The sequence below is a fragment of the Streptomyces sp. NPDC033845 genome (genome assembly GCF_055576225.1).
The window spans coordinates 153,814-177,421 of record NZ_JBVIRI010000006.1 but is presented as its reverse complement, the minus strand read 5'-3'; the positions used below and the strand labels follow the sequence as shown (position 1 = coordinate 177,421).

Below are 23,608 nucleotides of genomic sequence, written 5' to 3'. Positions count from 1 at the left end.
CCGCGTCACCAGCGCCTGTCGAGCTGCCAGGCGGGGCCCGTACCGGTCCCGCCCGGCAGCACGAACGTCCGGTCCGCCGGATGGGTCAGGGCCCGCAGCAGGGCCACGGCGCCGTCGCCCCCCGCATAGGTTCGTCCGCCGAGGGGCCCGCATGCGAACCGGGGCCCGTCCTGGCGGACGCGGTCCGGTGCGATCCGCCGCAAGCGCGTCGGCGCCCATGCTCCCGGGTCCGGCAGGGCCCCCCGGCGGGCCAGCACGATGAGGAAGGCACCCTCGGCCAGTTCCTCGCGCACTCCGTACGGTTGCAGCAGCGAGGAGAGTGCCGGCAGCCTGTTGCCGTGTGCGCCCAGCAGCAGGGCGAAGTCCAGGTCTCCGGCCGAGAGCGCCGCGAACGCGACGGCCAGGGCACCCAGCGATGACTGCCATCCCTTCTCGACCGCCATGGTCATCCCACGGGTGTCCCACCGCTTGCCGATCCGGGCCGCCACACAGCCGGGCATCACTCCCGCGACGGTGTCCAGGGAGACGGGTGGTACGTGCCCACGCACCTGGTCACCGTGGCGCCGGGACGCGTCGCCCGGGCCCAGACGGGCGCTCGTCTGCCGAAGATGGCACCGCAGGGTGTACTCCACACCTGCGCGGGTCGGTCCCATGTGGCCGGCGAAGACCCCCGTGGTGGCTGCCGCCCCGGCCCACGGGACACCGGAGCGGCTGGTGAACCGCTCCACGCACTCCAGGGCCATCAGCTGCGTCCGGTCGATCCGCCCGGCCGTCACCGGAGCGAGGGCGGTCACGGCCGGCGAGGGCGCGGGATAGGGGTCGCCGAACGCGGCGGGGACCGTCCAGCGGCCGGCCCGCAGGCACGCGGCGACCTCCTCGGAAGCCGGAGCGTCCGGGAGCACGGCCTCCCAGCCGATGGCGACGACGTCCTCGGGCGCCGCCCGGACGGCGCTTCGCCGCCGGCCGCGAGTCGGTTCCGGGGCTGCGTCGCTGAGCAGCAGGTGGATGTTGGTGCCTCCGAAGCCGAAGCTGGACAGGCCGACCGTTCGGACCCGGTCGGCGCGCGCCGGCCAGGCGATGTCGGCCCGCGGGACCGTCAGCGGGGTCGGCCGGTCCGCGAAGGGTTCGGGGCAGCGGTGGAAGTGGTGCTGCCTGAGGATCGTCCCGTGCTCCAGGGACAGCAGCGCTTGGCCCAGTGACACCACACCGGACGCGTTGCAGGAATGACCGAGAACGCTCTTGTTCGATGTGACGGGCAGACCGGTGTGAGCGGCGTACGCGGTGCCGAGCGAGGTGAGTTCGGCCCGATCCCCGACCGGAGTGCCGGTGCCGTGGCCGATGACCCAGTCCACGTCGGTCGGTGCCATGGCCGCGTCCCGCAGTGCTCCGTGCAGCGCGGCGATCTGCCCCGCGGAGTCGGGAGCGTAGATCGCCTTCCCCCTGCCGTCCGTGGACGTGCCGATTCCCGCGATGACCGCCCGTACGCGGTCGCCGTCCCGGACGGCTCGCCGCCGGTCCTTCAGGACCACCGCGCCGGCACCGTCGCCGAGCACGGCACCGTCGGCGGCCTCGTCGAAGGCGCGCAGCACCAGGGAGGGGGACATGCCGCGGGCCTTGGCGAAGGCCACGCAGTCGCGGGGGGTGACCGCGTACGCGCCCGCGCACACCGCGAGGTCGGCCTCGCCGGTGCGCAGCGCGCGGGCTCCGATGTCGACGGCGTACAGGGCGGAGGAGCAGGCGCTGTCGATGACGAGCACGTCGGCATCGGCCGGGAGCAGCCCGCTGACGGCGGACCTGGCGATCTCGTGGGGCAGGTGGTGCGTTCCGTCGTGGCGGTGCGGGAGCCCGGCCGTGCGAGCGACGAGCTCCTCGTCGAGCTCAAGCGATCCGGGCAGCGGATAGCCGAGCACGAACAGGCAGCGGTCGCGCTCGCGGACGGTGACGGTGTCGAGGGCGTACATCAGGCAGTGCCGCAGCCACCGGGCCGTGACGTCCACGGGCGCCGTGCCGGCGTCGATTTCACGCCGGAGCGCGGGATGCGGGGTGAAGGCGGTGATGCCGGCGAAGCCCCGTGCGTAGACGCTGTCCTCGGCCGTGGGGTCGGGGTCGTGGAAGTGGTCGTAGTCGAAGCGGAGGGATCTGTCCGTCAGGGTGGGCGTGCCGTCGCGCAGCACTTCCCACAACTCTTCGGGTCGGTTCGCGCCGGCTGTGACGATGCCGAAACCCACTATGGCGGGGTGGGGGCGGGCGCCGTGGAAGGGCTCGCTCATCGTGGTGCACGCTCCTTCGTGGGGGAGAGCGGTCAGAGGCGGAACAGGAGGCCACCGCTGTACCAGCCGGCGCCGGCCGTGGGCGCGAGGATCAACTGGCCCGGCCGGAAGCGCCCCGCCGCCGCGTTTTCGGACAGGGTGGTGGGGATGGAGGCACTGGCGGTGTTGCCGCACTCCTCGAAGTTGGTGACGACCTGGGCGCCGGCGTGCGTCAGGCGCTCGCGCAGGGCGGAGTGGACCGCCTGGTTGCCGGGGTGCGGGACGACCCAGTCCACTTCGGTGAGGTCCAGTCCGTTGCGCGCGAGCAGTTCCCGGACCGCGTCGAGCTGGACGCGGACGGCCAGTTCGACGACGCGCCGGTCCGTGCGCATCCAGCCGTCGTCCTGCCCGATGGCGCAGACATCCGCTTCGGTGCCGTCGGTGTGCAGGACCGTGTCGAGCAGCCCGGTCCCTCCGTCCCGGGCGAGCACGGCGGCGCCTGCCGCGTCTCCCACCACGAGCGCGCTGCGGGTGCCGGGCCTGGCACGGTGCGAGAACTGCTCCGAGGACACGACGACCGCCAGCCGCACGTGCGTGAGGGACATCATCAGGGCGGCGGCCAGCTGTACCCCGTGCACGAAGCCGGTGCACGCTCCGCACACGTCGAAGGCGAGAGCCCGGTGGGCACCCAGTTCGACGGCGACACGCGGGGCGGACTCCGGGAACCACTTCCGGTCGGTGCAGTTGGACAGGATCAGCACGTCCACGTCGGCTGCCGCCCGGCCCGCGGATTCGAGGGCGTTGCGGGCGGCGTGGACCGCCATCGCCCGCATGGTCTCCTTCGGACCCGCCAGGTGACGGGCCCGCACCCCCAGTTCGGCGAAGGCGGCGGGGTCGTCGGTGCTGACCTCGTGCCGTTCGGGATAGTAGTGTCCGAGGCCGCGCAGGCCGATGCCCGCTGTGCTCCATGCGCCCTGTGGCATGCCGGATCCTCTCTCTGCCGCCGCGTACGCGCGCGGGTCAACGGAAGTGCCCGTCCGGATCGAAGCCGCGCAGCAGGGCGATCTCGTCCGGACGGATGGGGGGTTCCTCGTACGGGTCGGGGCGCGGCCCGGGGTCCCATCCGGTGTGGATGCGGACAGCGGCGGCCGGGTCCTGCGGTCCGTCGTTCCCTTCGGGCGGCAGCCAGGACTCCAGTCGGAAGGGCGCATGGTCCGCGGTCCGGGTGAATCGGCCGAACTGACACACCACCGTCCGGACCCGGCGGCCCGGAGTGGTGACGTGCGCGACCCTGGGGACGTACCGGTGCGGTGCGGCGGCCGCGACGACCACGCAGTCCACGGTGGAGCCGATGTCGTTGGCTCCTCCCGACCCGGTCAGCCGGCGGCCGCGGACCGTGCGGGTGGTGTTGACGTCTCCGTACGGGTCGATTTCGGCGGCGGAGAGAACGCCGAGGCAGCGGTGGCCGTTCGCGGCTGCCATACCGCCCAGCGATTCCACGACCCCGGTGAGGGCTTCGCAGCTCTCCGTGTGCGCCCTGGAGAAGAGGAAGGGGTCCCCGGGCGAGGGGTGCATGCCGTACAGGCCGGTCTCCGCGCAGACGCGGACCGGTGTGTGCTGTGCCTCCAGCATTGCGGCGGCCATCCACACGGCGAGATGGGAGACACCGATCCCGGCGAACAGGGTGTCATAGCCGCCTCGCCGGACCAGGTCCGTGATCGCGCGTGCGGCCAGGACGGCCAGCCGTTCCTGATCGGCCGGACGGCCGGGCGGCGGGCCGGACGGGACCCGTCGTGGTGGGTGGAAGGCGTCCAGGCGTCGCAGGTACGCCGCGTGACCGCCGTCGGCGGCGATCCACCGCTCGTACCAGGCGCGTGCTCCGTCGGGCGTCGAGCACTGGCGGACCGTCTCGGTCAGGAACGCGTCGTCGTCGCCGTACGCGGCGATCCCCGCGATGCCCGCCGTGCGCAGGGCCTGTGGATGGGCGCCGCGCGGGGCTTCGCACAGTCCGAGGACACGTTGGCCGGGGACGACCACCCGGTCGGACAGCGCGTCGACGACCGCGTCCGGGACGATGCGCTCCACCGAGGCTATGACGCCTTCCCGTGCCGCGTAGGCCGCCCACGGCCCTTCCCCCAGGGGGGGAACCATGACGACGTTGCCGCGCCGGTCGGCGCACACGCCGTGCACCAGGGTGATGTCGGGCCGCGCCGCGCTGAGCAGGGTGACCTGCTCGCCCGGGCGGCCGGGATCGGGGACCGTGTGCACCTGCCCCGGCAGGGCCGCCGGCAGGTCGCTGCCCGACAGGGAGCTCGTCACCGCGTACGGCAGGCCTTGCGCGGCGGCGAGGAGGCGCTGGACGTAACTCAGCAGCGACCAGGAGCCGACGGTGAACGGTACGCCCGCGTCGACGTCGGCGTAGAGCACGCTGGGGCGCGGCGCGGGGTGGATCTCGCCGAGGAAGCAGGTGTCCACGTGGCGTACGGCGCCGGAAAGGGCCAGTGCGTGTGCGGTGGAGTGGATGGAGGCCACGCTGACGGTGAGCGCGGCCTGGCCGGCGAACCGTCGGGCCATGGCGTTGATCAGGGCATTGGGGCGGGCAGGGGTCACGGCACAGTGCACGTGCATGCCGGGGCGCAGGACGCCGGCGACCAGGCTGTCGGGGTCCGGGGCCACGAAGGGCCGCCGGGGTGCGGGCCCGGTCATTCGCACCGGGCCAGGGCTATCACCGAGGACTGGCTCCCCAGGGAGTGCGAGAGCGACAGCGCCAGTTCGAGGCGGGCCGGCCGGGCGCCTTCGGTCACATGGTCCGGTCCGCACTGCGGATCGGGTTCGGCGCAGTTGATCGTCGGGGCGATCCGCTGGTGGTGGAGCATCAGGGCGACGGCGGCGGTGTTGAGCACCCCGCTGGCACCGAGAAGGTGCCCGAAGACCGGTTTGACCGAGCCCAGCGGGGGCTTCCGTGAGGACGGGCCCGGATACAGGTTCTCCAGCGCGCGGCCCTCGGCGAGGTCGTTGTTGTGGGTGGCGGAACCGTGGCCGCAGATGTAGCCCGCCTGCTCCGGGGTGCGGCCGGCGGATGCCAGGACTTCCCGGACCAGGTCCGCGGTGTGCCGTCCGGAGAGGTCCATGGTCATGGGGTGGCCGGCCTCACTGCGTGTCCGGTGGGCGAGGACCTCGGCGTAGGGGCGGGCGCCTCGGCTGCGTGCCGTCGACGCCCGCTCCAGGCAGAGCGTGACGGCTCCCTCGCCGAGGACGAAGCCGTCCCGGGCGCGGTGATAGGGACGCATCGCGCCGACGGGGTCCCGGCGCCGGCACAGCGCTCCCTCGCCCATCGCGGCGAAGAGCCTGATCAGAGGGGGGACGAGGGGGAACTCGTGTCCGATGACGAAGACGGCTTCGGTGTCGGCGTGCTGGAGCTTCTCCCGGGCCAGGCCGACGGCCTGCTGGCCGCTCACGCAGGCGTTGCCGATCGTGATGACCTCGCCCTGGAATCCGTGGGCGATGGCGGCCAGGGAACCGGGCGAGCCCGGCAGGCTGTGCAGGATGGCGCTGCGTCCCGGTTCCCGGTCCGCCGGGTGGGGGCCGTCCCCCGGGTTGTCGTACCACCAGGCCAGAGGGCCTCGTGAGCACGCCGCGACGGTCGCGATGCCGGAGGGGTTCGGCATTCCGGGTTTCAGCCCGGCGTCCGCCAGGCAGTGGCTCACCGAGGCGATCGTGATCAGCGCTTCTCTGGTGTATCGGTGAGCGTGCCCTTCGAGTCCGGGCGGGAGGTGCGGGCGGGGGTCGAAATCCGTGATCCGGCCGCCGATCCAGGTGGGCAGGTCCTGGTTCCGGAATTCGTCGACCCGACTGATGTGGGAACGCCCGGACACGAGTTCCTCCCAGAACTCGGTGATTCCGGTCGCACCCGCGACGACCGGTCCGATTCCGGTGATCACCACGGGTTCGTCGACGCGTCTGCTGTGATTTCTTCCGTAGGACACGGCCGTCCCTTCCTTCCTACTGCGGCATGTTGTCGTGCCGGAATGCCGGTGAAGCCGCCTCGCTGTGCAGGCTGATGACCCGGGCGAGGGCTCCTCGGATATCGGCGAGTTCCACTTCGCCGTCCACGAGCATCCGTTCCTGCGCGGTCCTGAGCGTCATCACTTCGTCGCGGTAGAGCTGGAGCAGCGGCTCCCGGATCTCCGGGGCCCGGGCGATCTCACGCCGACAGACCACGTCGATCGCCCCCTCGGCGCCGACCGCGGCGATCTGGGCGCCGGGCAGCGCGAAGACGGCGTCGGCTCCGAGCGCACGGGAGTTCATCACCACGTATCCGCCGCCGAACGCCTTGCGGAGAACGACCGTCGCCCGGGGCACCGTCGCCTCCGAGTACGCGTAGAGCAATTTGGCGCCCTTCCGGATGATGCCCCCGCGCTCCTGTCGCGTGCCGGGGAGAAAGCCGGGGGTGTCCACCAGTGTCACGAGGGGAATCCCGAACGCGTCGCACATGCGGACGAACCTTGCCGCCTTTTCCGCGGCGTCGATGTCGAGCACGCCGGCCATCACCTCCGGCTGATTCGCCACCACACCGATCGGCCGTCCCTCCAGCCGTGCGAAGCCGACCACGATATTGCGTGCGTACCGCGGTTGCAGTTCGAGGAAGCTGTCCGCGTCGGCGATGCCGCGGACCACTGTTCGCACGTCGTAGGGGTGACGGTCCTCGACGGGAAGCGGGTCGATCTCCGCGCCGGGCAGCGGGGACGCGACCGGCGGTGGATGCCAGCAGGAGGAGGGAAGATAGGAAAGGACCCGCCGGACCTGAGCGAAAGCGTCGGCCTCGTCGCCGGCCACGAGGTGCACCACGCCCGAAGAGCGCGCGTGGACCTCCGCCCCTCCCAGTTCGGTGGCCGTGACGTCCTCGGCGGTGACGGCCTTCACCACCCTGGGGCCGGTCAGGAACATCGCCGACGCGGCCTCCATGACGACGATGTCGGTCAGCCCGGGTGAATAGACGGCACCGCCGGCACATGCCCCGAAGACCACGCTGATCTGGGGCACCCTTCCGGACAGCCGGACATTGCGCCGGAATATCTGCCCGTATCCGTCGACCGCCGCGATGCCTTCCTGCAGGCGGGCACCGCCCGACTCCAGCAGCGCGACGATCGGGCAGCGAATCCGGCCGGCCAGATCCATGAGGCTGGCGATCTTGGCCGCGTGGACCTCGCCGAGTGACCCGCCCATGATCTGCGGGTCCTGGGCGAAGACGCACACGTCGCGCCCGGCGATCCTCGCGGTGCCCGTCACCACCCCGTCCCCGGGGAGTTCACGCTCCCGCATTCCGAAGGAGCTGGCTCGATGGGCGGCTTTGCCGAAAGCCTCGGAAAAGGTTCCGGGGTCGACGAGCGCCCGGATCCTGGCGGCGGGAACGGACCCGGCCGACGGCTTCGCCGGAACAGAACGCTCTGTGGACATTCCTTTTGGGGATCGCATCACGCAATCGTCGCGTCGAGCCGCGCGGATCATCCTACGGATATCCGTAGGACGACGCCGTCCCGAAGCACCGGTCAGCGGCGAATTGTCCTCCGGGCGCCCGGGCTCCGGCCCACCGGCCGCGATGCGCCGGGCCCGCACCCCGGCCGAACGCGACCGCGTCGGCCCCGGGGCGGCGCCGGGGCGGCCGGGCGGGCCGTCCCCGGAAGCGGTGCCGGCCCGGTGCGGACCCCGGGTTCTCCATGATCGGAAACCATGGTCGAACGGGGTGTTGTGGGGGGTGTGCCCGTTCGATACGCTCCCCCCCTCGTCGTCCGTGGGTCCGCTTATCCAGGGGGCATTGTGGGTGCGTCAGCGTCGGCAACACCTCCCGGGCGGGATTCGTGACGGGTAGGGCCGAGAGGGAGTCGGAACTCTCGGATCCCGAGTTATCCCCTGCCCGGCCGCCGTCCCCGTTCCGATTACGCGACTTCTCGCTGTTCTGGGCGGCGGGCGCCGTGGACGGCCTCGGGACCTGCGCCTCCTCGCTGGTGCTGCCGCTCGTCCTGCTGGGCGCCGGGCAATCCGCCGGAGTCGCCGGACTCGTCGTCACCGTGGCCCTGGTCAGCGGGCTCGTGGCGGCCCCGGTGGCCGGCGTCCACGCCGACCGGTTGCCCCGCAAACCGATGATGTGCGCGGCAGCCCTGGTGGCGTCCGCCGCCATGGGATCGGTGTTCGTCGCCGTCGCCCTCGGGCACGTGGTCCTCGTCCACCTGCTCCTCGCCGCCGTCGTCGAGCAGGCGGCGAGTGCCACCTACGGAGCGGCGGCCTCCGGCACCATCCGCCGACTCGTGCCGCCCGAGCAGTACCCCCGGGCGATCGGGCACCTGCAGGCCCGGGACCAGGCCGTGCAGATCGTCGGCCCCTCCCTGGCCGGCCTGCTCTACCAACTGGCCCGCTGGGTGCCACTGCTCGCCGACGCGCTCTCCTTCCTGCTGGTGGCGGCGCTGAGCAAGGCCGTCCGGACCGACCTCACCCCCGAACGGGACGGTCCGCCCAGCACCTTCGCCCGCGACCTCGCCGAGGGCCTCCGCTTCGTCTGGTCCGAGCCCTTCCTCCGCTTCGTGACGGTGTGGACCGCCGGGATCAACGCCCTTCTCGGCGCCCTCTACTTCCACGCCGTGTTCGCCTCGCACGCCCGGGGAGCCGACCCCTCCGCCATCGGCCTCATCCTCACCCTGGCCGGAGCCGGCGGCCTGCTGGGCTCGCTCGCCGCGCCGTGGGTGGTGCGGCGCACCCCGGCCGGACGGATCGTGACCGGCGCCTCGTGGGCCATGGTGCCCGCCGCCGCCGGCCTCGCCTTCGCCTCCCGGACCTGGGTGTACGGGCTCCTGCTGAGCTGCGTGTCCCTGATCGTGCCGTCCGTGGTGGTCGTTCTGCAGACCCGGGCCGTCCTGCTCACCCCCGACCGGCTGCTGGCCCGGATGGGCACGGTGCTGGGCACCGCCGGCCAGGCCGTCGCGGTCCTCGCGCCCCTCGCGGCCGGGGTCCTGGTGGCGGCCTACGGGGGCCGCGCGATGGCGCTGGGCTGCGCGGGGGCCTTCGCCGCGCTGGCACTGTACGCGACGGCCCGGGCCGCACACGTGGTGCGGGAGGTGCCGTCCGCATGACGAAGGCCCCGCCGCAACCGGCCACCCGCACGTACGGCGTCTACCGGCCGGTGCTCCCGGTCACCAGCCCCCGCGACCCGGACCGGATGGTGTACACCGGGGACGCCGACGGCCGCTGCGAGATCTTCACCTGGGACCGCTCCACCGGCACCGGCCGGCAGCTGACGGACCGCCCCCACGGCACGCTGCTCTGCGCCCTGGACGCCGACGAGGCCGTGTGGTGGTTCGACGAGGACCGCGGCGGGGCCGGCGGCTGGCGCACCCAGGACTTCGACGGCGGCCCCGACCGGCCGGCACTCGCCGGAGTCCCCCACGGACGGCCGGCGGGGCTCGCACTCACCCCGAGCGGCCTGGCGGCCGTCGGCATCAGGACGGCCCGGGGACTGGGCATCCACATCGGGCGGCGGGGCGGCACCGCCGCACCGGTGCTGCGCACCACGGAGTCCGGCACGCTGTGCGGCCTCGCACCGGACGGGACGCTGCTGGCGGTGTCCGGCCCCGCGCGCTCCGACCGCGCCGTGACGGTCCTGACCCCGGACGGCACCACCGTCGCGGTACTGTCCGGCAGCCGGGAACCCACATGGGCCCTCGGCTTCGCGCCGTCGGCGGCAGCCGGCCGCGGCGGCCTGCTGCTGGTGATGCGCGAGCGGCAGGGCCGGTACCACCTCGGCACCTGGGCCCCGGGACACGGACTCGAACTGCTGCCCTGGTGCTCGTTCGACACCGAGACCACCGCCCGCTGGTACCCCGGCACGGCCGGCGCGCGTGTTCTCCTCCGGCAGGACAGGCACGGCCGCAGCCGGCTCTTCACTGCCGACCTCGACCGCGGCGAGCTGACCGCGGTTCCCACCCCGGAGGGCAGCATCCTGGACGCGGCGCCCGCCGCGGACGGCGACGTCCACATCCTCTGGACCGACGCGGTGACCGTGCCGCGCGCCCTGGCCCTGTCGGGCGGGCCGCTCCCCGGGCAGAGCCGATGGCGGCTGCCCCCCTTCGGCCACCGGCAGGACCTGTGGACGCCCGGCCCCGACGGCCCCGTCCACACCTTCGTCACCACACCCGCCGACCGGCCCGGACCGTACCCGCTGGTCTTCCTGGTGCACGGCGGCCCCGCCGACCACGACCGCGACGCCTACGATCCCATGGTCCAGGCCCTCGTCGGCTCGGGCTACGCGGTGGCCCGGGTCAACTACCGCGGCTCCACCGGGTACGGGCCGCGCTGGCGCTCCGCGTTCTCCGAGGGGGTCGGCCACACCCAGGTCGCCGACCTGGTGCGGGCCCGGGCGGAGCTCCTGGCCAAGGGAATCGGCCGGGCCGGCGCGGTGGGCCTGTGCGGCACCTCCTGGGGCGGGTACCTGACCCTGCTCGCCCTGGGCACCCACCCGGACCTGTGGGACGCGGGCGTGGCGGTGAAGCCCCTCGCCGACTGCGTGACCGCCTTCCGGCACTCCACGCCCGCCCTCCAGGCCCTGGACACCGAGCTGTTCGGCGGCACCCCCGACGAGGTTCCGGCGGCCTACGCCCACGCGTCGCCGTCCTCGTACGCGGCGGCCATCCGCTCACCGCTCCTGGTCGTCGCCGCGCGGCGGGACGCCAAGTGCCCGCCGGAGCAGGTCGAGTCGTACCTGGACGTGCTGCGGGTGAACGGGGTGCCCCACGAACTGATGTGGCTGGACTCCGGTCACGACGGCTACGACGGAGCCGACCACCTGGCCGTGATCAGGCGGTCCCTGAGGTTTCTCGGCGGCGGGCTGCCCACGGCACCCGCGCGGGCCGAGCCGTCCCCGCAGGGGGAGAGGGGGTGATCAGCATGCAGAAGGACATCATCCACGGCGACCCGCTCGAAGGCGACGAGGAGAGCCGCAAGCCGGGCGTCGGCGTCGTCATCTACTTCCGTTCCGCGGAGGAGATGGAGGACGACGAGTAGCAGCGGCACGGGCCGGCCCCGCACCCCCGGGTGCGGGGCCGGCATCCGCCCAGGCGGTCCCGACTCCCCGCCCGCCCCCGACTCCGTCCGTCGACGCATTGATCCGATGAGAAGAGGCCAGCCGTGCGCGTACTCCTGGTGAACATGCCCTGGGCCCCGATCGACCTCCCTTCGCTGGCGCTCGGAATCCTCAAACGCAGTGTCGACGAGTGCGTGCCCGGCGCGTCCGCCGAAGTCCTGCACGCCAATATCGAGTACGTGGACTGGATCACCGGGAACAGCGAGTTCACGCTGGAGGACTACTCCTACTACGCCCTCGGCTCCTACTTCCTGGGATGCGGCGACTGGGTGTTCTCCTCGGCCCTCTACGACGATCCCGACTGGCGGGTGGCCGAGTTCACCCAGGCGATGAGCGGGCAGGTGCGCAAGGACCGGATGGAGATGACACGGGCGCTGCACCGCACCGCTGCCGGGTTCGTCCGGCACATCTCCGAGCGGATCGTCGAACTCGCTCCGGACGTCGTCGGGTTCACCTCGACCTTCCAGCAGAACACGGCCGCGCTCGCGGCCGCCAAGGAGGTCAAGCGCCTCGCTCCGCACATCGTCACGGCCATGGGGGGCGCCAACTGCGACGGCAGGCAGGGCGAAGCCGTCCACCGCAACTTCACCTTCGTCGACCACGTCCTGCGCGGCGAGGGCGAGGTGTCCTTCCCCGCCCTGCTCACGGCGCTGGACACCGGTACGCCCCTGTCCGAGGTGCCCGGACTGTGCTGGCGCGGCCCGGACGGCGCCTCCGTCGTCAACGCGATGAGCACCAGGCCGCTGCCGCCCGCCGCGATCCTGCCGCCGGACTACTCCGGGTACTTCGAGCGTCTGGCCTCCTCGCACGCCCGCACCTGGGTCGAGCCCAAGCTGGTCGTCGAGGGGGCGCGCGGCTGCTGGTGGGGCGAGAAGCACCACTGCACCTTCTGTGGGCTCAACGGTTCCTTCATGCAGTTCCGCAGCAAGAGCCCGGACGTGTTCTACGACGAGATCATGGATCTGGCCCGCAGGCACCGCGTCCTGGACATGTACGTCGTCGACAACATCCTCGACATGGGGTACGTCAACACCGTCCTGCCGCGCATCATCGACAGCGGGTACGACCTGCGCATGCACATCGAGATCAAGTCCAACATGCGGCGGGGCCAGCTCCAGACCCTCGCCGACGCGGGCCTCATCTTCGTGCAGCCCGGCATCGAGAACCTCAACAGCCGGGTGCTCGGCCTGATGGACAAGGGGGTGACCGGCGGGCAGAACGTCCGGATGCTCCGCGACGCGGCCACCGTCGGCCTGTCCGTGGCATGGAACTACCTGCACGGCTTCCCCGGTGAGGACGCCGAGGACTACGACGACGTGGTGGCCCAGCTGGCCGCCCTGGAACACCTCAACCCACCCGTCGGCCCCTCCTCCCGGATCGCGATCGAACGGTTCAGCCCGTACTTCGACAAGCCCGAGCTGGGCTTTTCCGAGCTGCGGCCCGCCCAGCCGTACCGGCTCACCTACGACCTCCCCGAAGCGGAGATGCACGACCTGGCCTACGTCTTCGACGTCCCGCCGCGCGGTATCGGCGAGGAGGTCGTCCGACGGCTGGACGAGGGCATCTCGCAGTGGAAGCGGAACTATCCGGGCAGTCGGCTCACCCACTGGGACCTGGAGGACCGGATCGTCCTCGTCAGCAGGCGCCGCGCCTTCGACTGGACGCACCTGGAACTCACCGATCCGCGGGAGGTGGCGCTCTTCCGGCTGCTCGACCAGCCGCACACGGTGAAGGCGGCCGCCCGCAAGCTCGCCCGCGACCACGGGGCGGGCGAGGAGGTGCTGGATCATGTCCTGGCACGGTGGCGGGAGTTGGGCATCGTGTTCGAGGACGGCGGGCAGTTCGTGCAGATCGCACCGCCGGCGCTCAACGAGGAGTTCCTGCGGATCGACTTCATGCGTCACACCTCCGCCCGTGACGCCGAACTCGCCGCGACCACGGCCTGACCCGGCCCCAGGGGGTGTCGGCGCACGGATGCGGCACACGGATTCCGCGCAGGGCCCACACACACAGAGATCCGACAGGGAGATCCGGCAGAGAGATGACGATGACGCCCGCACCGATCGGCACGACCGCCGGGGTTCCCGGCACCGGCGCGGACGCGCCGCTCCCCTTCACCGTGACGGCCTCCCGGGACTACGACCCGTGGACGACCGGTCTCCCGAGCATGGCCCTGGGCCGCTTCGACATCGACATGACCGGCGGCGAGGCCGCCCGGCGCCTCTTCGACGCCGGGGCCCGGCACGTCTGCCTGCCGCGCCCGGTCGACCTCACCGATCCGGCGGACTCGGCATGGACGGTCCGCGCGCTGAGCTTCGTCGGTGATCTGTCCAGCCTGGCGATCTCCGTCGACTGGCAGATCCGTACCGGCCCGGACCCCGGGGCCTGGCGGCACTTCGGCCACCTCCATCCCCCGACCGCCGTCCTCGGCACCGAGGACCCGGCCGCCACCGCGCTGGAGTGGCGGAACACGTACTACATCTGCAAGTGCGTCCACCGGTACGGTCCCGGATTCATCCAGGTCCGGGACCGCCGCTACGGGGAACTGCGGCGCTTCACCATCGACGAACCGGAATACCACGAGGCGATCGGAACCCTCACCGACGGCGCCCCGGTCGGCTCCGTCCCTCCGGCGGTGCTGGACGACCTCATGTCCGAGACCTTGGTGCTCCGATTCGGCGACCACCTGTGGTGGGCTCCCTACCATGTCCGCCGCTGGTCGGAGGCACCCCTGGTGATCTGAGCGGCCGGGACCGGAGCCGCCTCGGAGACGCGTGGGCCCAGAAAGACTGGGGGTCCACCCCAATGCGGCAGCCGTCCCGGTGTCGACCATGGAAGGTGCTTCCCTTCGCGCCGGCACGCTGACGAACGCGTGCACGGCGGGCGGTGCGGCATCGCTTCCAGTGGCCGGCTCGGTGAGGAACGGGGTGCAGCGTGGACGAGCGAGCTGTGGGGGCCGCGACCGGTCTTGCCGGTCCGCCGGGTCCGCGTGGTGCGGGGACCCCGGCGGCTCCGGCCGGGGCGGGCGGGGCGGGCGGGGCGGCCCCGGATTTCGCGATCCCGTGTTTCCAGATCCCGTGGCCGACCGGGCTGAACCCGGGGGTGCAGGAGATGCGCGAAGGCAGTCTGCGGTGGGCGCGGGATGCCGGGATCGTCGTGGGCGAGGAGGAGATCCGGCGGCTGGACGAGCCGCGGTTCGACCGGCTCGCCGGCTACGCCCATCCCGACGCCCGGGGCTCGGGCGCGCGGCTGGTGTCGGACTGGATGTTCTGGTTCTTTCCCTTCGACGACTGGTTCGACGGGCCCGTGGGCCGGGACCCGGTCCTGGTCCGGGCGGTCGTCGACCCGATGGTGCGGTTCGTGTACGGGGATCCGGGCGCGCTGAAGCCGTCGGCGCCGCCCCTGGTGCGGGCCTTCGCGGAGCTGTGCGTACGCAGCCGGAGGGGGATGGGGCCGTCCTGGCAGAGCCGGTTCGCCGACGACGTGGCCGCCTATCTGTACTCCTACGTCCTGGAAGCGCAGATGCGCCGCGACACCGGGCAGCCCAGCCTGGAGCATGTCGTCGAGGTCCGGCGGAACGCGATCGGGATCCGGCCGTCGCTGGCGTTCGGGGAGACCGCGGAGGGCCGGGAGCTCGCTCTCCCGCTGGCGTTGAGCGAGACGTTCCACCGGCTGCGCACGGTGTGCGCCGACCTGGTGGTCCTCCAGAACGACGCCTACTCCCTGGACAAGGACCTCGCCCAGGGCGAGAGCAGCAACCAGGCCGTCCTGCTGATGCGGCGGGGCATGACCGCCCCCGAAGCCGTCCGGCACCTCGAACAGGGCCATGACCGGCTCATCGAGGAGTTCCTCGACCTCGAATCCCGGGCCCTGGCCCTCCCCCGCCCCTACGCGCTCCCCGAGCAGGGTGCCCGTGTCGCCGGGTACCTGGCCAACCTCAGGAACTGGATCGGCGGCAACAACGTCTGGAGCCGGGAGACCCGGCGCTACCGCGCCCCCGCCCCGCCGTGACCGCGGGGCCGCGGGGCCGCGCCGGTGATCGCGCGCCCGCCGCGATGGCTGCCCTTCGCGACTCCGGGTAGGCGGTCCCCGTGGCTTCGTACGGGAGTGGTGATCGGCTTGCTGGGTTTGACGGGGATCGACGTGGTGTACGCCTGCGCGGGGCTGGGGGCTCTGTGCGCGGCGGTGCTGCCGACCGCCCTGGCGAGACGGCCGCTGTCCCTGCCGATGGTGTTCCTCGCGGCGGGGTTCCTCGTCTTCCTGCTGCCGCTGGACGCCCTCCCGTCAGCCGATCCCGTCCGGTACCGGGGACTGGTGGAGCACCTCACGGAGATCTGCGTCGTGGTGGCGCTGATGGGCGCGGGACTGGCCATCAACCGGCCTCCGGGCCTTCGTTCCTGGTCGACGACATGGCGGTTGCTGGGTTTGGCCATGCCCCTGACGATCCTGCTCACGGCGGCCGCGGCGGTGTGGCTGGTGGACTGGCCGCCGGCCGTCGCGCTGATGGTGGCGGCGGCGCTGGCCCCCACGGACCCGGTACTGGCCGCGGAAGTGCGCGTCGGCGAGCCGACCGATGAGGAGGACGACGAGGACGAGGTGCGCTTCGCGCTGACCAGCGAAGCGGGGCTCAACGACGGTCTCGCCTTCCCGTTCGTGCTGGCGGCCATCGCGCTCACCACGGCTTCGGCGACGGGCTGGTCCTCGGACGGGCTCTGGCACTGGGCGTGGAGCGACGTCCTGGTGCGCAGCGCGGTGGGGCTGGCGGTGGGGTCCGGCGTCGGATACCTGCTGGGCCGGATGTTCTTCCGGGCCTCCTCGAAGGCACTGCGGCTCTCCGAGCACCGTGAGGGCTTCGTGGCCCTCGCCGCGACCTTCACCGCCTACGGTCTGGCCGAGCTCCTCCACGGTTACGGCTTCCTGGCCGTGTTCGTGGCGGCCTGCACGATCCGGAACGCCGAGCGCGGGCATCGGTACCACCGGGTGATGCACGCCTTCACGGATCAGGTCGAAAGGCTTCTCACCGCGGTCCTCCTCTTCCTCGTCGGCGGGTTCCTCGCCGACGGCGGTCTCGCCGCGCTGACGTGGCGCGGAGCCGTGCTCGGGCTGGTGCTGTTCGTCCTGATCCGGCCGGCGGTCGGCTGGGCCGTCCAGCTGCGCGGCCGGGCCGCCGGGAAGGAGCGGGCCGCCATCGCGGTGTTCGGCATCCGCGGGATCGGCTCCTTCTTCTACCTGGCGTACGCGCTGGGCCAAGCCGATTTCGCCGTGCCCGCGCGCGAGCTGTGGGCGGTGGTGACCTTCACCGTACTGCTCTCCGTACTGCTGCACGGAGTCGCGGCCACCCCGGTCACGGCCCGTCTCGACCGCTCGGCGCCGGCCGGCTGAGACCGGCCGGGCCGAGCGGTCGAGACCGGCCACGGGTGGGCGTCATTCGGACATCGTTCGATGGACGGGGTGCCTGGAGGGGCACCGCACGCTTCCGCGGGCAGGCGACGGTGGGCTACTTCGAGGAGGTCTTGCCATGCAGATCACCGTCACCCGCACCGGCGGATTCACGGGCTGGGAGCGGACCGCTTCGCTGGAGACGCGATGCCGCACCGACGGGCCCTCGCTGGAGCAACTGGCCGAGCTCGTGTTGGGCGCCGAGCGCCCCGCAGTGCAGGGCCACCCGGTGCCGGACGGCTTCGGCTACCTGGTCAGCGTCGACGGCAGGCAACGGGAACTGCACGATCCGAACCTCACCGAGGAGGAGCGGCAGCTGATCGACACCGTTCTGGACACGGCCGTCTGAGCCTGCCGGACCGGCACGGCCGGTGCCGCCTCCCGGTCCGTGGACATCGCCGTCGTCACCGGCACCCGGCAGGGGTGCCCGTGGCAGGCCGGTCATCACACGTCGGACGACGACCACACCCGGGCAGGGAAGCCCCATTCGTCCAGCAGCGCGTCGAAGAGCTCCTCGCCCCTGGATCGGGCGGCCCGGTCCAGGGGGTCAGGACGGCGGGTAGACGGCGTACTTGAGACGGCGGGCCAGATGGGCGGTGTTCGCCGCCAGGGTGGCGGTCGTGGCGGCCGTCTTCTGCGGCGTCTTCGGCAGATCCTGGTAGTCGGTTCCGTGCATGGCCTCCCCCACCCAGTAGGTCACCGCGTTCGCCGGCAGGGTGAATCCGCAGTCGTTCAGGCCCTGGAACAGTTCGGCGCTCACATGGTGGGCGCCGTCCTCGTTGCCGACCACGCACACCGCGGCGACCTTGCCGTAGGTGAGCATCCGGCCCTCCTCGTCGCTCTCCCCGATCTCCGCGTTCAGGCGCTCCATGACCCGCTGGGCGATGCTGGAGGGGTGACCCAGCCAGATCGGGGTGGCCAGGATGAGGATGTCGGTGCCCAGGATCGTCTCGCGGATCTCCGGCCAGAAGTCGCCCTCCCCCAGGTCCACGGCCACGCCGGTGCGGACATCGTGGTCGGCGATGCGGATGACCTTGCCGCTCACGCCGTGGCCGGCGAGCGCTTCCATGGTCTGCTCGGCCAGCAGCTGGGTGCTGGACGGCTTCGGGGAGGGGGACAGCGTGCACACCAGGGCGAGGGCCCGCAGCGGAGTGGTTTCTTTGGCTTCCATGTCAGGCGCCTACCCCACCGGTCCCGTTTCATCGGGATGCATGGACCCGGCAGACACGGGCACGCGCCGGGTGAGCAGTTCCACCGGGACAAGCACCTCGGGGACGCCGACTACCGAACCACCCTCGGCACCTACTACGGCACCGGGGCCGTCGGTGACGAAAGTCTTACGTGTGCGCGTGGGGGCGCGGGCGGGGTGCGTGGGCTGCGTAACGTCGCCGGTATGCGCGTACTCGTCACCGGAGGGGCCGGGTTCATCGGCTCCCACATCGTCAGCGAACTGACGGCTCGCGGGCACGAGCCCGTGGTTCTCGACGCCCTGCTGCCCGCCGCCCATCCGCAGGCGCCGGCGCTGCCCGGCGCGGAGTTCCTGCACGCCGATGTGAGGGACGGCCGTGCGGTTCGGGCGGCGCTGCGCGGGGTCGACGCGGTGTGCCACCAGGCGGCCATGGTCGGGCTGGGCAAGGACTTCGCGGACGCGCCCGAGTACGTGGGCTGCAACGACCTCGGGACGGCCGTGCTGTTGGCGGAGATGGCGACCGCACGGGTCCGGCACCTCGTGCTGGCGGGATCGATGGTGGTCTACGGCGAGGGACGGTACGTCTGCCCCGCCCACGGCACGGTGCGTCCCGGGCCGCGTCGGACGGAGGACCTGGCGGCCGGCCGGTTCGAGCCCCGATGCCCCGACTGCGGGGACGCGCTCGCCCCGGGCCTGGTGGGCGAGGACGCCCCCGTGGACCCGCGGAACGTGTACGCGACGACGAAGCTGGCACAGGAGCACCTGGCCTCGTCGTGGGCGCGCTGTGTGGAGGGGCGTGCGGTGTCCCTGCGGTACCACAACGTGTACGGCCCGGGGATGCCCCGGGACACCCCGTACGCCGGAGTGGCCTCGTTCTTCCGTTCCGCACTCGCCCGCGGTGAGGCGCCCCGGGTCTTCGAGGACGGGGCGCAGCGGCGGGACTTCGTCCACGTCAGGGATGTTTCCGCGGCGAACGCGGTGGCGTTGGAGGCCGTGGGCGGCATGGCGGCCGGGACCCTCACCGCGTTCAACACCGGCAGCGGTGACCCCCGTACGGTCGGTGAGATGGCGTCCGCGCTGGCGGCGGCGTGCGGCGGCCCGGAGCCGGTGGTCACGGGGGAGTTCCGGCTCGGGGACGTCCGGCACATCACCGCCGACTCGGCGCGGCTGCGCCGGGAGCTGGGGTGGCGTCCGCGGGTGGGGTTCGCCGAGGGGATGGCGGAGTTCGCCCGGGCCGGCCAGCGCGCCTCGGCGGGCCAGCGCGCCTCGGCGGGCCCGGTCGGCCCGGTCGGCTGAGGCGGCGCCGGTCCGCGGTCTCCGGTGCCGGGGCCCCGCTCGGGGGCGTCGGTGGGTGACGGGCTCCCGCCGGGGAGGGGTGCGCGGCGGATGCCCCGGATGCGGTGCTGGTGCGCCGGGCGGCTCACACCGCGGGGGCGGGGAGGGTGAGTTCGAAGCGGCAGCCGCCCGGCACGTTGCGGACGTGGGCGTGTCCGGCGTGGGCCTCGACGATTCCCCGGACGATCGCCAGCCCCAGGCCCGCGCCCGAGGGAGGGGTACGGGCCCGGCTGCCCCGCCAGCCGGTGTCGAAGACCCGGGGCAGGTCCTCTTCCGGAATTCCGCCGCAGGCGTCGGTGACGGTCAGTACCACGGTGTCGTCCCGGCGTTCGGTGGCGACGGCGACCGTGCCGTCGGCCGGGGTGTGGCGGATGGCGTTGATCAGCAGGTTGGACAGGACCCGGGTCATCTCCTTGCCGTCGACGTCCACCGGCAGCGGGGCCACGCCGGAGCCGGCCAGGCGGACTCCGCGTTCGCGGGCGAGGGCGTCGGCGGCGGCGAGGGCGTCGCCGACCAGGTCGTAGAGGGACAGCCGGGTGGGGCTGAGGGCGAGCGCTCCGGCGTGGATGCGGGACAGCTGGAAGAGGTCGGTCACCATCGAGTTGAGACGGTCCACTTCGGCGCGCATCTGCCGGTGGTAGCGGGCCGGGTCGGCGACCACGCCGTCTTCGAGGGCCTCCGCCATGGCGCGGAGTCCGGCCAGCGGGGTCCGCAGGTCGTGCGAGATCCAGGCCACCAGTTCGCGTCGGGAGGTCTCCAGGGCCCGCTCGCGTTCCCGGAGGGCGGCGAGGTGATCACTGGTCGATGCCAGTTCGTGGCTGAGCGCGGCGAGTTCCGCGGGTGCGGGTGCGGCGGGTGGGGTGAAGACTCCTTCCTCCGCGAAGGCGCGTGCCGCGCCGACGAGTTCGCGGCACCGCAGGACGACCTGCCGGCCCAGCAGCAGCGTGGTGAGGAGGGACACCGCGGCGGCCATCGCGACGACCGTGGTCACCACGGCGAGGTCGTGGGAGGACAGGAACATGGCCCAGGCCACCGTGAGCGTCCCGGCGAGCATCGCCGACACGGCGACGGCGGCGACGACCGCGAGGGACACCGCCATGCTCCGCCGCCGCAGTATCCGCAGCGCGACGGCGCCGAGCAGCCCGGCGGCGCCCGCGCCGAGGAGGGCGTAGAGGGCGATGAGCAGGAGGTCACGCACGGGCGTCCTCCGTCGGGACCGCGGCCGCGCCTTCCGTCCGGGAGGATGGGGCCGCGCCTTCCGTCCGGGTGGACGGTCCTGCGTCCTCGAAGCGGTAGCCCGCGCCCTATACGGTCCGGATGAGCTGCGGATCGGCCGGGTCCTTCTCGATCTTGCTGCGGAGCCTGCGTACGTGGACGGTGACCGTGGACAGGTCGCCGAACGCCCATCCCCAGACCTCGTGCATCAGCCGCTCCCGGTCGCAGACCTGCCCGGGATGGCGCAGGAAGTAGGCGAGGAGGTCGAACTCCCGCAGGGTGAGGGACAGTTCCGTGCCGTCCTTGGTGGCGCGGCGGGCCACCGGGTCCACCGTCAGGCCGCCGGCCGACAACGCGGGCTCCCCGGCCGGAACGGCCGCCGTGGCCCGGCGCAGGACGGACCGCACCCGCAGGACCAGTTCGCGCGGGCTGAACGGCTTCGTGACGTAGTCGTCCGCGCCGACCTCAAGGCCCAGGATCCGCTCTTCCTCGTCCCCGCGGGCGGTGAGCATGAGCACCGCGACGGGGGGCGATCCGTCGTGCCGGGCCCGCAGGCGTCGGCACACCTCCAGCCCGTCCATACCGGGCAGCATCAGGTCCAGGACGACCAGGTCAGGGCGGTGCCGGGTGGCGGCGGCCAGGGCGGCCGGGCCGTCCGCGGCGCGGTGCACGGTGAGTCCGGCCCGTTCCAGGTAGCCGGCGACGATCTCCGAGACGGTGGGGTCGTCGTCCACGACGAGGATCCGGCCGGTGACCTCACCTGGCGGCGCCGCGCTCGCGGTGGCCGTGCGCCCGTGGGTGTTCTCCGTGTTGATCGGTGCCATGTCTCCAGAGTGGACCGAAAGACCGGCCCGAGGGGCGCCGGACAGGTTCACCCGGTCACGGTGTCCGCGTTTCGTAAGGTCTCCCGGCCGGATTCTTCGCCTTCCGCTTCCTACGGTGTGGAGGGTGACTGATTCCGCTTGTCGTCCGCCTCTCGCGGACCTCGTACTTCCCTGCCTCGACGAGGCCGAGGCCCTGCCCTGGGTGCTGGCCCGGGTGCCGGCCGGATGGCGCGCCATCGTCGTCGACAACGGTTCCACCGACGGTTCGGCGGACATCGCCCGCTCCCTCGGAGCCGCGGTCGTCCACGAGCCCCGGCGCGGCTTCGGGGCGGCCTGCCACGCCGGGCTGCTCGCCGCCCGCGCCGACCTGGTGGCCTTCTGCGACTGCGACGCCTCCATGGACCCCGGGCTGCTCGTTCCCATGGCCGAACGGGTCGCGCACGGTGAGGCCGACCTGCTGCTCGGCCGGCGCCGCCCCCGGGGGCGCGGCGCCTGGCCGGTCCACGCCCGGGCCGGGAACCTGGCGCTCGCCGGGATGCTGCGCCGCCGTACCGGACTGCGGCTGCACGACCTCGGGCCGATGCGGGTCGCCCGGCGCCAGGCACTGCTGGGCCTGGAGCTGAGCGACCGACGCAGCGGCTACCCGCTCCAGATGGTCGTCCGGGCCGCCGACGCGGGATGGCGGGTGGCGGAAACGGACGTCCCCTATCTGCCCCGCTCGGGGAGGTCGAAGGTGACCGGCACCTGGCGGGGCACCTGGCACGCCGTACGGGACATGCGCCGGGTGCTGGCCGAGCCGTCCGGCCCCCGGACCGAGCCCGCCGAGGGGCTCACCGCATGAGCACCCTCCTGGTCATCGCCAAGGCGCCCGTGGCGGGGCGGGTCAAGACCCGGCTCACCACCGCCTTCAGCCCGCAACAGGCCGCCGAACTCGCGGGGGCGGCGCTCCGGGACACCCTGGACGCCGTCCGGGACACCCCGGCCGACCGCCGGATCCTCGTCCTGGACGGCTCGCCCGGGCCGTGGCTCCCGCCCGGGATCGAGGTCGTCCCCCAGGGTGCGGGCGGCCTGGACGCCCGGCTGGCCGCCGCCTTCGCCCTGGCCGGCGGCCCCGCCCTGCTGATCGGGATGGACACCCCCCAGGTCACCCCCGGGCTCCTCGCCCGAGGACTCGACTTCAGCGAGGTGGACGCCTGGTTCGGGCCCGCCGAGGACGGCGGGTTCTGGGCCCTCGGCCTGGCCGACCCCGACCCGGCCCTGCTCCTCGGGGTGCCCATGTCCGTGGCCGAGACGGGGAGGGTGCAGCGGCGTCGGCTGGACGGTGCCGGACTGGCCGTCCGGGATCTGCCCGTGCTGTGCGACGTGGACACGCCCGCCGACGCGGAACGGGTGGCCGCGGCCTCGCCGGGGACCCGCTTCGCCGTCCTGCACGAGGAACTGTGCGGGGTGGCCAGGTGACCGCCCAGCTGACCGAGCCGGCCGCGGCCGCCTGGCGGGCGGACCCGTACGCGGAGGCCCTGCGCTCGGGGCGGGGTCCCCTCTACCTCAGGCGCCGGGACGGCTGGCTGCTGCCGCTGGAGGTGGAGCGCTGGTGCGCCGAACCCGACGCGGCCGATGACACCCTGCTGGCCCACTGCGCCGGACCGGTCCTCGACCTGGGCTGCGGCCCCGGCCGCCTGGTCGCCGCGCTCGCCCGGCTGGGGCACACCGCCCTGGGGGTCGACATCACCCCGGAGGCCGTGTCGCGTGCGGTGCGCGCCGGCGGCAGCGCACTGTGCCGGTCGGTGTTCGACCCGCTACCCCGCGAGGGCCACTGGGGCACGGTCCTGCTCGTCGACGGCAACATCGGCATCGGCGGCGACCCCCCGGCCCTGCTGCGCCGGGCCGCCGAACTCACCGCGGTCGGCGGCTCCCTGCTGGTCGAGGCGGCGGCGGCCGATGTGGACGAGCGGGTCGAGGTGTACGTGGAGGACGGCGACGGCGGCCGGGGGGCGTTCTTCTGGTGGGCCCGGCTCGGCACCCGGGCCCTGTGCGCGGCGGCCCGGGCCGCCGGCTGGCGGCCGTGCGGCAGCTGGCAGGTCGACGGCCGGCACTTCGTGCAGCTGCGCCGGTGAGCCGGGCGCCGGGGACCCGTACGGGTCCCCGGCGACGACGGGCCGGGAGCGTCGGGCGGCCGGTTCCGTTCGGCCGGCCCGGCGCGTCGGGCGGCCCGCGCGGGTGGGGGAAC

General features: G+C 73.2%; 20 protein-coding genes. 12 read left to right on the top strand and 8 right to left on the bottom strand.

Translation table 11 applies throughout. The features are described 5' to 3' along the window. Window positions 1–5 precede the first annotated feature (5 nt). From ACZ50K_RS15510 to ACZ50K_RS15490, 5 genes are read right to left on the bottom strand one after another with little or no spacing between them, the layout of a single operon-like run. The gene (locus ACZ50K_RS15510; RefSeq protein ID WP_468902794.1) at window positions 6–2,270 is read right to left on the bottom strand and encodes a beta-ketoacyl synthase N-terminal-like domain-containing protein; all 2,265 of its coding nucleotides are present in this window, start codon (window positions 2,268–2,270) and stop codon (window positions 6–8) included. Between the two features lie 32 nt (window positions 2,271–2,302). Further along, a complete protein-coding gene (locus tag ACZ50K_RS15505; RefSeq protein ID WP_468902792.1) occupies window positions 2,303–3,232 on the bottom strand; it encodes a ketoacyl-ACP synthase III in 930 nt (309 codons plus the stop codon). 37 nt (window positions 3,233–3,269) lie between these two features. After that, window positions 3,270–4,955 (bottom strand): CoA-transferase, encoded by a 1,686-nt coding sequence (locus tag ACZ50K_RS15500; RefSeq protein WP_468902790.1) that lies wholly within the window; start codon window positions 4,953–4,955, stop codon window positions 3,270–3,272. Next, window positions 4,952–6,235, bottom strand: coding sequence for a beta-ketoacyl-[acyl-carrier-protein] synthase family protein (locus tag ACZ50K_RS15495; RefSeq protein ID WP_468902789.1), 1,284 nt, complete (start codon window positions 6,233–6,235; stop codon window positions 4,952–4,954). Before ACZ50K_RS15495 ends, ACZ50K_RS15500 begins: the two co-directional genes overlap by 4 nt. Window positions 6,236–6,251: 16 nt before the next feature. Further along, on the bottom strand, window positions 6,252–7,706 hold the full coding sequence (locus ACZ50K_RS15490; protein ID WP_468902787.1) for an acyl-CoA carboxylase subunit beta: 1,455 nt from the start codon (window positions 7,704–7,706) through the stop codon (window positions 6,252–6,254). A 401-nt stretch (window positions 7,707–8,107) separates the two neighbouring features. Between ACZ50K_RS15490 and ACZ50K_RS15485 the strand changes: the two genes are divergently transcribed. From ACZ50K_RS15485 to ACZ50K_RS15450, 8 genes are all read left to right on the top strand, one after another. Beyond that, window positions 8,108–9,373 carry an MFS transporter gene (locus ACZ50K_RS15485; protein WP_468902785.1) on the top strand — a complete coding sequence of 422 codons (1,266 nt, stop codon included), beginning with the start codon at window positions 8,108–8,110 and terminating at the stop codon, window positions 9,371–9,373. Next, the gene (locus tag ACZ50K_RS15480; protein WP_468902784.1) at window positions 9,370–11,178 is read left to right on the top strand and encodes a S9 family peptidase; all 1,809 of its coding nucleotides are present in this window, start codon (window positions 9,370–9,372) and stop codon (window positions 11,176–11,178) included. The genes ACZ50K_RS15485 and ACZ50K_RS15480 overlap by 4 nt, the downstream gene beginning before the upstream one ends. Beyond that, window positions 11,175–11,300, top strand: a complete 126-nt coding sequence (locus tag ACZ50K_RS15475; protein ID WP_468903249.1) for a hypothetical protein — start codon at window positions 11,175–11,177, stop codon at window positions 11,298–11,300. Before ACZ50K_RS15480 ends, ACZ50K_RS15475 begins: the two co-directional genes overlap by 4 nt. A gap of 123 nt (window positions 11,301–11,423) precedes the next feature. Then, on the top strand, window positions 11,424–13,325 hold the full coding sequence (locus tag ACZ50K_RS15470) for a RiPP maturation radical SAM C-methyltransferase (RefSeq protein ID WP_468902782.1): 1,902 nt from the start codon (window positions 11,424–11,426) through the stop codon (window positions 13,323–13,325). Between the two features lie 101 nt (window positions 13,326–13,426). Further along, window positions 13,427–14,122 (top strand): DUF5825 family protein, encoded by a 696-nt coding sequence (locus ACZ50K_RS15465; protein WP_468902779.1) that lies wholly within the window; start codon window positions 13,427–13,429, stop codon window positions 14,120–14,122. Window positions 14,123–14,490: 368 nt separating this feature from the next. Next, a complete protein-coding gene (locus ACZ50K_RS15460; RefSeq protein WP_468902776.1) occupies window positions 14,491–15,390 on the top strand; it encodes a terpene synthase family protein in 900 nt (299 codons plus the stop codon). A gap of 117 nt (window positions 15,391–15,507) precedes the next feature. After that, window positions 15,508–16,761, top strand: coding sequence for a cation:proton antiporter (locus tag ACZ50K_RS15455; RefSeq protein WP_468903221.1), 1,254 nt, complete (start codon window positions 15,508–15,510; stop codon window positions 16,759–16,761). A 136-nt stretch (window positions 16,762–16,897) separates the two neighbouring features. Beyond that, entirely contained in the window at window positions 16,898–17,167 is a 270-nt protein-coding gene (locus tag ACZ50K_RS15450; protein ID WP_468902773.1) for a protealysin inhibitor emfourin, read from the top strand. 198 nt (window positions 17,168–17,365) lie between these two features. Here ACZ50K_RS15450 and ACZ50K_RS15445 read toward each other — a convergent pair whose 3' ends face one another. After that, the gene (locus ACZ50K_RS15445) at window positions 17,366–17,989 is read right to left on the bottom strand and encodes a flavodoxin family protein (RefSeq protein ID WP_468902771.1); all 624 of its coding nucleotides are present in this window, start codon (window positions 17,987–17,989) and stop codon (window positions 17,366–17,368) included. 222 nt (window positions 17,990–18,211) lie between these two features. Between ACZ50K_RS15445 and ACZ50K_RS15440 the strand changes: the two genes are divergently transcribed. Then, on the top strand, window positions 18,212–19,303 hold the full coding sequence (locus tag ACZ50K_RS15440) for an NAD-dependent epimerase/dehydratase family protein (RefSeq protein WP_468902769.1): 1,092 nt from the start codon (window positions 18,212–18,214) through the stop codon (window positions 19,301–19,303). Between the two features lie 124 nt (window positions 19,304–19,427). Here the strand turns inward: ACZ50K_RS15440 and ACZ50K_RS15435 are convergent, their stop codons facing one another. Then, window positions 19,428–20,540, bottom strand: a complete 1,113-nt coding sequence (locus ACZ50K_RS15435) for a sensor histidine kinase (protein ID WP_468902766.1) — start codon at window positions 20,538–20,540, stop codon at window positions 19,428–19,430. Window positions 20,541–20,646: 106 nt separating this feature from the next. Next, the gene (locus tag ACZ50K_RS15430; protein WP_468902763.1) at window positions 20,647–21,381 is read right to left on the bottom strand and encodes a response regulator transcription factor; all 735 of its coding nucleotides are present in this window, start codon (window positions 21,379–21,381) and stop codon (window positions 20,647–20,649) included. Window positions 21,382–21,505: 124 nt separating this feature from the next. On the opposite strand from ACZ50K_RS15430, the gene ACZ50K_RS15425 reads away from it, so the two are divergent. From ACZ50K_RS15425 to ACZ50K_RS15415, 3 genes are read left to right on the top strand one after another with little or no spacing between them, the layout of a single operon-like run. After that, a complete protein-coding gene (locus ACZ50K_RS15425) occupies window positions 21,506–22,222 on the top strand; it encodes a glycosyltransferase family 2 protein (RefSeq protein WP_468902760.1) in 717 nt (238 codons plus the stop codon). Further along, window positions 22,219–22,839 (top strand): TIGR04282 family arsenosugar biosynthesis glycosyltransferase, encoded by a 621-nt coding sequence (locus ACZ50K_RS15420; RefSeq protein ID WP_468902758.1) that lies wholly within the window; start codon window positions 22,219–22,221, stop codon window positions 22,837–22,839. The genes ACZ50K_RS15425 and ACZ50K_RS15420 overlap by 4 nt, the downstream gene beginning before the upstream one ends. Beyond that, the gene (locus tag ACZ50K_RS15415) at window positions 22,836–23,495 is read left to right on the top strand and encodes a class I SAM-dependent methyltransferase (protein ID WP_468902755.1); all 660 of its coding nucleotides are present in this window, start codon (window positions 22,836–22,838) and stop codon (window positions 23,493–23,495) included. The genes ACZ50K_RS15420 and ACZ50K_RS15415 overlap by 4 nt, the downstream gene beginning before the upstream one ends. The last annotated feature ends 113 nt before the right edge of the window (window positions 23,496–23,608 follow it).

Excerpts from the sequence above, each read along its gene's own strand:
- ACZ50K_RS15510 (WP_468902794.1), bottom strand. The coding sequence starts at position 2,270 with ATGAGCGAGCCCTTCCACGGCGCCCGCCCCCACCCCGCCATAGTGGGT.
- ACZ50K_RS15505 (WP_468902792.1), bottom strand. The coding sequence starts at position 3,232 with ATGCCACAGGGCGCATGGAGCACAGCGGGCATCGGCCTGCGCGGCCTC.
- ACZ50K_RS15500 (WP_468902790.1), bottom strand. The coding sequence starts at position 4,955 with ATGACCGGGCCCGCACCCCGGCGGCCCTTCGTGGCCCCGGACCCCGAC.
- ACZ50K_RS15490 (WP_468902787.1), bottom strand. The coding sequence starts at position 7,706 with ATGTCCACAGAGCGTTCTGTTCCGGCGAAGCCGTCGGCCGGGTCCGTT.
- ACZ50K_RS15480 (WP_468902784.1), top strand. The coding sequence starts at position 9,370 with ATGACGAAGGCCCCGCCGCAACCGGCCACCCGCACGTACGGCGTCTAC.
- ACZ50K_RS15465 (WP_468902779.1), top strand. The coding sequence starts at position 13,427 with ATGACGCCCGCACCGATCGGCACGACCGCCGGGGTTCCCGGCACCGGC.
- ACZ50K_RS15460 (WP_468902776.1), top strand. The coding sequence starts at position 14,491 with ATGCGCGAAGGCAGTCTGCGGTGGGCGCGGGATGCCGGGATCGTCGTG.
- ACZ50K_RS15450 (WP_468902773.1), top strand. The coding sequence starts at position 16,898 with ATGCAGATCACCGTCACCCGCACCGGCGGATTCACGGGCTGGGAGCGG.
- ACZ50K_RS15445 (WP_468902771.1), bottom strand. The coding sequence starts at position 17,989 with ATGGAAGCCAAAGAAACCACTCCGCTGCGGGCCCTCGCCCTGGTGTGC.
- ACZ50K_RS15440 (WP_468902769.1), top strand. The coding sequence starts at position 18,212 with ATGCGCGTACTCGTCACCGGAGGGGCCGGGTTCATCGGCTCCCACATC.
- ACZ50K_RS15430 (WP_468902763.1), bottom strand. The coding sequence starts at position 21,381 with ATGGCACCGATCAACACGGAGAACACCCACGGGCGCACGGCCACCGCG.
- ACZ50K_RS15420 (WP_468902758.1), top strand. The coding sequence starts at position 22,219 with ATGAGCACCCTCCTGGTCATCGCCAAGGCGCCCGTGGCGGGGCGGGTC.